Consider the following 8,634-nt stretch of genomic DNA (forward strand, 5'->3'; position numbering starts at 1 on the left):
CGATACTGCGAGGGGGCCTCGACACTGCAAGGGGGCGGCCTGCCCCGGGCCGCCAGCGGCACACCCGCAACGGGGCGCGCCGCCTCACGGGCACCGCTCTGCGTCGAGGCCCCCTCTCAGCATCCACGCCCCCTCGGGGGCGCGCCCCTGCGAGGGGGCCTCGACACTGCAAGGGGGCGTCGGCGCACCGCGAGCACGCCCCAAGCCCGGCGCACCACGAGCACGCCCCGAAACCAGCGCCCCGAACCCAGCGCCCGAACCGGCGCCGGCGCTCCCGCCGTCAGGCCTGCGGCGGGCCGCCCCGCCGCACACCCAGCGTGTCCACCAGCTCCCGCATCCGCGCGACCCCCGCGGCCGGAGAGAACTCCGCGAACCAGCGCTCGAACAGCGGACCCCGGCGGGCGGGCGTCTCGCCCGTCGCCAGCGCCGCGATCCGATCCGCGAGCGCGACGGCATCCCCCGCGGGAACCACCTGCGCGGCGTCTCCCACGACCTCGGGCAGCGCCCCCGCATCGCTCACGATCAGCGGCACCCTGGCGGCCATCGCCTCGGCGGCGACGAGCCCGAACGACTCCGGGACGACCGACGGCACCACGAGCAGGTCGATCGTGTCGAAGAAGTCCGCGGTGTCGACCCAGCCCGCGCGGTGCGTGAGCCGCGCGACGGGTCCCAGCGCCTCTTCCATGACCACGAGGTCCTCCTCCGGCACGAACAGCGGCTCGCCCGCGAGCACGAGCCGGAACCGACCAGGCATGCGGTCCTCGAGCAGCCCGAGGGCGTCGGCCAGGATGTGCACGCCCTTGTCGAGCCCGAGCCGTCCGAGGAACCCGATGCGGATCCGCCCGTCCTTGTCGGGGGCCGGCTTCGCCCGGCGGATCCGCTCGGTCCAGTTCGGGAGCACGAGCGCCTCCGGCACCGTCTCCAGCATCGCGTGGGACGGCACCAGCGTGGTCACCGCGTCGCGCCGTGCAAGCTTCGCCAGCAGCCGGCGGATGCCGGCCGGCTCCTGGTGCAGGTGCACCAGGCGTCCCGCGCGGCGTGCGGTCGCGAGCGAGGGCACGAGGCCGTTGCACCAGAGCAGGCCCTCCGGGCGCACGCGGTCCCACCGCCGCAGCGCCCACATCCAGGTGGCGCGTCTGCGCGCGGCGAGCCCGATCGCGGGCAGTCCGCGATGCAGGGCCTCGTTCAGCACCGCCGACGGTGCGGGCGCGACCACGGTGACGTCGACGCCCAGCGCCTGCATCGCTCCGGCCAGGCGCAGCAGCATGACCTCGCCCCCGCCGATGCCGCCGTTGTTCGCGGCGATGAAGACGCGCTCGAATCGGGCAGGGCTCCGGCGCACGGCCCAGTGCGCGCCTTCGGCGAGCGCCCACGGTTGCGCCCGTTCGGCGAGCGGCGCGAGCGCCGTTCTCGCACGCACCTCGGCGCGGTCATCGATCGTCGGTGTCTCGACCGTCTTCAGCGGTCGCGCAGCGTCGCTCATCAGTGCCTCCCCAGTGGCACAGCAGATGCCTCCCACAGGCATCGCAGCCTCAGGCCGGCTGCACTGTGCAGACTACGTCACAACGCGCGCGACCGATAGCGTCTCGGGCAAAGCCGCGCAGGCGTCTCCCGAGCGACCTACCGGGCGGATGCGAGCCTCCGGTCAGCGCCCACCGTTTTGGAGGATGCGGATCCATGCCGTAGGCTCTGTCTTTGGTGTGCGATCACTGCTGGTCGCACGCACGAACGTGAGCCCTCCACTGGCGTGTTCCCCTTCGACCTCTCGACAAGCTCGGGAACCGATGAGAACCACCCCGGAGTGGGATTCACGAACCTCTCCGTTCGAACAAGAAAGCAGCACTATTGTGACGCGCACTTACACCCCCAAGGCCGGGCAGGTCCAGCGTGACTGGGTCGTCATCGACGCCACCGACGTCGTTCTCGGTCGCCTCGCCTCGCACGCCGCAGCGCTCCTGCGCGGCAAGCACAAGGCCACCTTCGCCAACCACATCGACTCGGGTGACTTCGTCATCATCGTGAACGCCGACAAGGTCGCGCTCACCGGTCAGAAGCTCCAGAAGAAGATCGCCTACCGCCACTCGGGTCACCCGGGCGGGCTCAAGGCCGTCGCCTACTCCGAGCTGCTCGAGAAGAACCCCGTCCGCGCTGTGGAGAAGGCCATCCGCGGCATGCTCCCGAAGAACAGCCTGGGCCGCCAGCAGCTGGCGAAGCTCAAGGTCTACACCGGCTCCGAGCACCCGCACGCCGCTCAGCAGCCGAAGACGTACACCCTCGACCAGGTCGCCCAGTAAGCGCCGTTACGAATAAGGACATACTCGTGGCTGACAACGACACCACCGAATTCCCGCAGACCTTCTCGACCGAGACCCCTGAGGCCGCCGCCGTCGAGACCGCTCCGCGTCCCGTTCTGACCGTCCCCGGCGCTGCCGTGGGTCGTCGCAAGCAGGCCATCGCCCGCGTGCGCCTGGTCCCGGGCGCCGGCACCATCACGGTGAACGGCCGCTCGATCGAGGACTACTTCCCGAACAAGCTGCACCAGCAGCTGATCAACGACCCGTTCACGGTGCTGAACCTCACGGGTGCGTACGACGTGATCGCCCGCATCTCCGGCGGTGGCCCCTCGGGCCAGGCCGGTGCGCTGCGCCTGGGCATCGCCCGCGCGCTGAACGAGATCGACGTCGAGAACAACCGCCCGACCCTCAAGAAGGCCGGCTTCCTCTCGCGCGACGCTCGCGTCAAGGAGCGCAAGAAGGCTGGTCTCAAGAAGGCCCGCAAGGCGCCTCAGTACTCGAAGCGTTAAGCCGCGCAGACCTCTATGGCTCTGTTCGGTACGGACGGGGTGCGGGGGCTGGCCAACGGCCCCCTCACCGCCGATATCGCGCTCACCCTGGCCCAGGCGACTGCTGTCGTCCTGGGCCAGGGCCGTATTGCCGAGGCTCGCAAGGCCGCCGGCAAGCGCCTCACCGCCGTGGTCGCCCGCGACCCGCGCATCTCCGGGCACTTCCTCAGCGCCGCCGTCGAGGCGGGCCTCGCCTCCTCCGGCGTCGACGTGCTCGATGCGGGCACGCTGCCGACCCCGGCCGCGGCGTTCCTCATCGCCGACATCGACGCCGACTTCGGCGTGATGATCTCCGCGTCGCACAACCCGGCGCCCGACAACGGCATCAAGATCTTCGCCCGCGGAGGCGTGAAGCTCCCCGACGTCGTCGAGCAGCGCATCGAAGAGGCCATGGCCGGCGAGAAGCTGCGCCCCACCGGTGCCGACGTCGGCCGGGTCAGCCGCTTCTCCGACGCAGAGGACCGCTACGTCATACACCTGCTGGCGTCGCTGCCGCACCGCCTCGACGGCATCCACGTGGTGCTCGACTGCGCGCACGGCGCCGCGAGCGGCGCCTCCCCCGAGGCCTTCAGCAATGCAGGCGCCAAGGTGACCGTGATCGGTGCGGATCCCGACGGGATCAACATCAACGACGGCGTCGGATCCACGCATCTCGACAAGCTCGCCGCCGAGGTCGTCCGCGTGGGCGCCGACGTGGGCATCGCCCACGACGGCGACGCGGATCGCTGCCTCGCCGTCGACGCCGAGGGAAACGTCATCGACGGCGACCAGATCATGGCGATCCTCGCGGTCGCGATGAAGGATCGCGGGCGCCTGGCCGAGAACACGCTCGTCGCCACCGTGATGAGCAACCTCGGCCTGCACGTCGCCATGCGCGAGCAGGGCATCACCGTGCGTCAGACCGCGGTCGGCGATCGTTACGTGCTCGAGGACATGAACGCCGGCGGCTACTCGCTGGGCGGCGAGCAGTCGGGCCACGTCATCATGAGCGACTTCGCCACCACCGGTGACGGCGTGCTCACGGGCCTGCACCTCGTGGCCGAGATGGCACGCCAGAAGAAGACGCTGGCCGAGCTCGCCTCGATCATGACCGTCTACCCGCAGAAGCTCGTCAACGTCAAGGACGTCGACCGCACCAAGACCGACGACGAGCACGTGCAGAAGGCCGTCAAGGCGGTCGAGGCCGAGCTCGGCGACACCGGCCGCGTGCTGCTGCGCCCGTCCGGCACCGAGCAGCTCGTCCGCGTGATGGTCGAGGCCGCCGACGAGAAGTCGGCGCACGAGTACGCGCACCAGCTCGCCGAGGTCGTTCGTGAGCGACTCGCTCTCTGAGAACACCACCGGCGCAGTGCCCGGGCAGCCTCGGCTGCGCCGGGCACTGTTCTGGATGATCGCGTACGCGATCGTCGTCGCGGTGATCGTGTTCTGGCCCGAGCCGTTCCTCTCCGCCCTCGACCCCTGGATCCGCAGGGTGACCGCCGGCTTCCCCGGGCTGACGCTCGTGCGCGTCGAGTTCATCGCGAACGTGGCGATGTTCATCCCGCTCGGGCTCTTCCTCGCGATGCTCCTCCCCCGGCATCGCTATCTCGTGGTCCCGATCGGCTTCCTCACGACCTGCACGATCGAGACGGTGCAGGGCCTGTTCCTGTCCGATCGCAGCGCGACCGTCGCCGACGTGATCGCGAACACCGCGGGCGCCTGCGTCGGGCTGCTCGCGATCGAGGTCGCCGACGCGCTCCGACGCCGCTCCGCCGGCCGCTGATCGGACCGCGGCAGCGAGATCCGATATTCCGCCCTATGGATTCCGGGGCCTCTCGGGGCTAGCATGAAGCCACGCCGCATCCTTTGGGAGGGTGCGGTTGCCGACTCGGAAGCTTCTCGACCCGAAAGAGCAGCCCCCGATCGGGGACGGACGACCGCCTATGGGAGGGCTGTGGTCCGGGGAGGATGGCCCTTGCCATCCGCCGTTGTGGGAACGGTTCTGGGGAGTTCTGGGGAGTGTCTGGAAAAGTCGATTTCGTAGCGACGGCGCACGCCGTCGCCCTCTGGCGCCACGCCTATGCGAAGCGCCTCGCCGTCACCGATACGATCGTCGTCTGCGCGGCGGTCGCCTTCGCGCAGATCGCACGATTCGGATTCGGTGACTCCCGCGTCGTGGGGCTCAACCTCCTGAACGCGGAGCTCGAGTACTCGATGTTCTCGATCGCGCTGGCCCTGGTGTGGTCGCTCACGCTGCAGCTGTCCGGCTCGCGGAACGCAAAGGTCGTCGGCGGCGGTTCGCTCGAGTACAAGCGGGTCGCGGACGCGACGATCCGGCTGTTCGGTGTGCTCGCGATCCTCGCCTTCGGGTTCCAGCTGCAGCTCGCCCGGGGCTACGTGCTCGTCGCGTTCCCGATCGGGCTCGTGCTGCTGTTCCTCGGACGATGGCAATGGCGGCGCTGGCTGCTCACCCAGCGCACCCACGGTCGCTTCGCGCATCACGCCGTGGTGCTGGGCGAGCGCGAGAAGTCGCGCCATGTCGGCGCCTCGATCCTGCGCGAACCGGGGCTGGGCGTCCAGCTTCTCGGCGCCGTGACGGAGAATGGCAGCGATCAGGATCTCCTCCCGGGGGTCCCCGTGCTCGCCGGCTTCGACAGCGCGCTCGAAGCGGTCCTCGCTTCGGGGGCGGACACGGTCGTGTACAGCGGATCCGATCGCATCAGCCCCGAGGCGCTGCAGGAGCTCGGCTGGGAGCTGGAGGCGGCGAAGATCGAGCTGCTGGTCGCTCCCGCCCTCACCGGCATCGCCGGGCCGCGGCTGCACTCGATCCCCGCACCGGGCCTTCCGCTGATCCAGGTCGACTACCCCGCCTTCGAGGGGACGAAGTACCTGGCCAAGCGCACGTTCGACATCGTGGGCTCCGTGCTCGCCCTCGTCGTGCTGAGCCCGATCTTCGCGGTCCTCGCCGTGTGCGTGCGGCAGGACGGAGGCAAGGCGCTCTTCCGCCAGCAGCGCATCGGCGTGGGCGGCAGGCGCTTCGAGATGCTCAAGTTCCGCACCATGGTCGTCAACGCCGAGGATCAGCTGCCTTCGCTGCTGGACCAGAGCGACGGCAACGCCGTGCTGTTCAAGATGCGGAACGATCCTCGGGTGACCGCCGTGGGGCGCGCTCTGCGCCGGCACAGCCTCGACGAGCTGCCGCAGCTGATCAACGTGCTGCGGGGCAACATGTCCCTCGTGGGCCCGCGCCCTCCGCTCACCTCCGAGGCGGAGCACTACGACCACCGCACGCAGCGCCGCTTCCTCGTCCGCCCCGGCATCACGGGCCTGTGGCAGGTCAACGGGCGCTCCGACCTGTCGTGGGACGACAGCGTGCGTCTCGATCTCTTCTACGTGGAGAACTGGTCGCTGACCGGTGACCTGGTGATCCTCTGGCGCACGATGCGCGTGGTCCTCACCGGCGCCGGCGCCTACTGACCCGCTGCGAGCGCGCCATGGCCGGGCTGATCGTCACCGAGTGGATCGAGAGCTCCGGCGGCGCGGAGCGGGTGCTGGACTCCATGGGCGAGGTCTTCCACGACTCCGAGATCTTCTGCCTGTGGAACGACGCCCCCGGCCGGTTCGAGGCGGGCCGCGTCTCCGAGTCCTGGCTCTCCCGCACCCCCTTCCGTAAGCACAAGGCCGCCGCGCTCCCCCTGCTGGATGCGACGTGGCGCCGTGCGCCGGTGCGCGCTGACCTCGACTGGGTGCTGGCCAGCTCCTACGTCTTCGCCCATCACGTGCGCGTGCCCGATCCGTCGGTGCCGAAGTTCGTCTACGCCCACAGCCCGGCCCGCTACCTCTGGGATCCGGAGTCGGATGAGCGCGGACGGCACGCGATCGTCCGCGCCGTATCGCCGCTGTTCCGCGGAGTCGATCGTCGCCGCGCGCAGGAGGCCACGGCGATCGCGGCGAACAGCTGCTTCGTCCGCGATCGGATCGCGCGGGCGTGGGAGCGCGAGGCGACCGTGATCCACCCGCCGGTGGCGGTCGAGGCGATCCGCGCGCAGGCGGACGCGGGCGCGCAGGTCCTCGACGCCGAGGAGCGCTGCATCCTCGAAGGGCTCCCCGAGACCTTCGTCATGGGCGCGTCGCGGTTCACGCCGTACAAGGCGCTGGATCTCGTCATCGCCGCCGCCGATCGCGCTGGCCTGCCCGCGGTCATCGTCGGGCGGGGACCGGACGAGTCGCGGCTCCGCGCGTGCGCGGCTGAGGCGCGCATCCCCGTCGAGTTCGTGATCGGTCCCTCCGACGCGCTCATGTACGCGCTCATGCAGCGCAGCGCGGTCTTCGTCTTCCCGCCCATCGAGGACTTCGGGATCGTGCCGGTCGAGGCGCAGGCGGCGGGCACTCCTGTCGTCACCGGGCCGGTCGGCGGCCAGATCGAGACGATCGTGCCGGGCGTCTCGGGGGTGATCGCCGCATCCACGGATCCGACGGACCTCGCCGCGGCCATCGACGCCGCACTGCGGCTCGCCCCGTTCGACTCCGCGATCCTGACCGCGAGGTTCGGGGCCGACCGCTTCGCGCGTGAGCTGCGGGGGTTCGTCCAGGTCTGAGCGCGTCGCGCCGCCTATCCTGCTGTTCGTGCCCCTTGCCTCCCCGCCGATGACGGACGTTCCGGACTCTTCGCGCCCGGCGGCACGACGTCTCGCCCTGACCGCGCGGATCGTGCTCGTGCCGTACGCGATCGCCGTGCTGCTGCTCACGTGGTTGCCCGCGGATGAGGCCGGCAAGGTGACGGGTGTCGTCGCGGTGCTCGCGCGACTGGTCGCGACGTGGGGCGTCCCTGGGGACGCCGCCTACACGGTGTTCGAGTTCACGGCGAACATCGCTCTGTTCGTGCCGCTGGGAGCGCTCCTCGCCGTGGGCTGGCGGCGGATGCCCGCATGGGCGATCGTCGCCGTGGGGTGCGCCGCGAGCACGGTCATCGAGCTCGTGCAGCTGGCCATTCCGAGCCGCTATTCGACGCTCTCCGACGTGATCGCCAACACGCTCGGCACGGCCGTGGGTCTGGTGGTCGCCCGGGCGATCCTCCGCGCGATCGCCCGCGGCCGGACGGCGGACAGCGGATCCTGACCCGACGCTACTTGCAGGTCGGCTCGACGGTCGTCGGCGTCGCCCGGGACATCGGGGTCGTCCAGACCTCGAGCGGCCCGCCCGGCCCCGGCGCCGCGAACTCGACGTTCACGGTGTGCGTGTCGGCGAAGTGGCTGAAGACCTCGATCTTCACCGCCGGACGGCCGAGGTGCTCGCCCTGACTGAGGATGTTCGCGGGCTGCCCGTCGATCGTGATGTCGGAGAGCGATCCGCCGACGGGGCCGTAGAACACGGCGAAACTGCTGATGTCCCCCGCCGCGAAGTAAGGGCCCTTGATGTAGTACGGCAGGCCGGCAGCCGCTTGCTCGGTCAGACTCGAGGTGAGAGTCACTGTGCTCTTGACCGTCTGATCCGTGCGGCACGCGTCGATCTTCATGTCCAGGTAGTAGCTCTTCTTCGAACCGGTGTTGTCATTCAGGAAGACGCCGAGAACGCTCCGATCCTTGTCCGCCGTCGGCATGATGCCGCTCATCCGGGAGTTGTCGACCAGCGTGGTCTGCTGCGGGTCGTTGCTCAGGTAGAGGAGCCGCCCCTCGTCCGACGCTCGGAACAGGGCCTGGATCAGCTTCACTGGCGAGGCCTTGCCCGAGGTGACGGCGGAGAAGATCGTGTCGGCGGCGGAGGCGAAGAACGCATCCTGCTCGGGCCCGGTCGGATATTTGAAGTACACCTGG

The 8,634-nt window shown here is 70.2% G+C and carries 8 protein-coding genes and 1 pseudogene; 7 read left to right on the forward strand and 2 right to left on the reverse strand.

The window, feature by feature from the left end; translation table 11 throughout:
• Positions 1–280 precede the first annotated feature (280 nt).
• Entirely contained in the window at positions 281–1,483 is a 1,203-nt protein-coding gene (locus tag B7X32_RS15310; protein ID WP_292721403.1) for a glycosyltransferase family 4 protein, read from the reverse strand.
• A gap of 364 nt (positions 1,484–1,847) precedes the next feature.
• On the opposite strand from B7X32_RS15310, the gene rplM reads away from it, so the two are divergent.
• From rplM to B7X32_RS15345, 7 genes are all read left to right on the forward strand, one after another.
• Positions 1,848–2,294 carry a 50S ribosomal protein L13 gene (rplM, locus tag B7X32_RS15315; protein WP_045249783.1) on the forward strand — a complete coding sequence of 149 codons (447 nt, stop codon included), beginning with the start codon at positions 1,848–1,850 and terminating at the stop codon, positions 2,292–2,294.
• 26 nt (positions 2,295–2,320) lie between these two features.
• Positions 2,321–2,803 (forward strand): 30S ribosomal protein S9, encoded by a 483-nt coding sequence (rpsI, locus tag B7X32_RS15320; RefSeq protein WP_292721415.1) that lies wholly within the window; start codon positions 2,321–2,323, stop codon positions 2,801–2,803.
• A 15-nt stretch (positions 2,804–2,818) separates the two neighbouring features.
• Positions 2,819–4,174, forward strand: a complete 1,356-nt coding sequence (gene glmM, locus B7X32_RS15325; protein WP_292721418.1) for a phosphoglucosamine mutase — start codon at positions 2,819–2,821, stop codon at positions 4,172–4,174.
• Positions 4,155–4,604: a VanZ family protein gene (locus B7X32_RS15330; RefSeq protein WP_292721421.1), complete on the forward strand. Its 450-nt coding sequence runs from the start codon at positions 4,155–4,157 to the stop codon at positions 4,602–4,604. The genes glmM and B7X32_RS15330 overlap by 20 nt, the downstream gene beginning before the upstream one ends.
• A gap of 236 nt (positions 4,605–4,840) precedes the next feature.
• On the forward strand, positions 4,841–6,298 hold the full coding sequence (locus tag B7X32_RS15335) for a sugar transferase (protein ID WP_292721424.1): 1,458 nt from the start codon (positions 4,841–4,843) through the stop codon (positions 6,296–6,298).
• Between the two features lie 17 nt (positions 6,299–6,315).
• Positions 6,316–7,419: a glycosyltransferase gene (locus B7X32_RS15340; RefSeq protein ID WP_292721427.1), complete on the forward strand. Its 1,104-nt coding sequence runs from the start codon at positions 6,316–6,318 to the stop codon at positions 7,417–7,419.
• 28 nt (positions 7,420–7,447) lie between these two features.
• Positions 7,448–7,939: a VanZ family protein gene (locus B7X32_RS15345; RefSeq protein WP_292721430.1), complete on the forward strand. Its 492-nt coding sequence runs from the start codon at positions 7,448–7,450 to the stop codon at positions 7,937–7,939.
• Positions 7,940–7,946: 7 nt separating this feature from the next.
• On the opposite strand, the pseudogene B7X32_RS15350 reads toward B7X32_RS15345, so the two are convergent.
• Positions 7,947–8,634, reverse strand: a pseudogene (locus B7X32_RS15350) (hypothetical protein); the annotation flags it as partial.

Origin of the sequence: Microbacterium sp. 13-71-7 (genome assembly GCF_002257455.1) — a bacterium.
Lineage (GTDB): Bacteria > Actinomycetota > Actinomycetes > Actinomycetales > Microbacteriaceae > Microbacterium.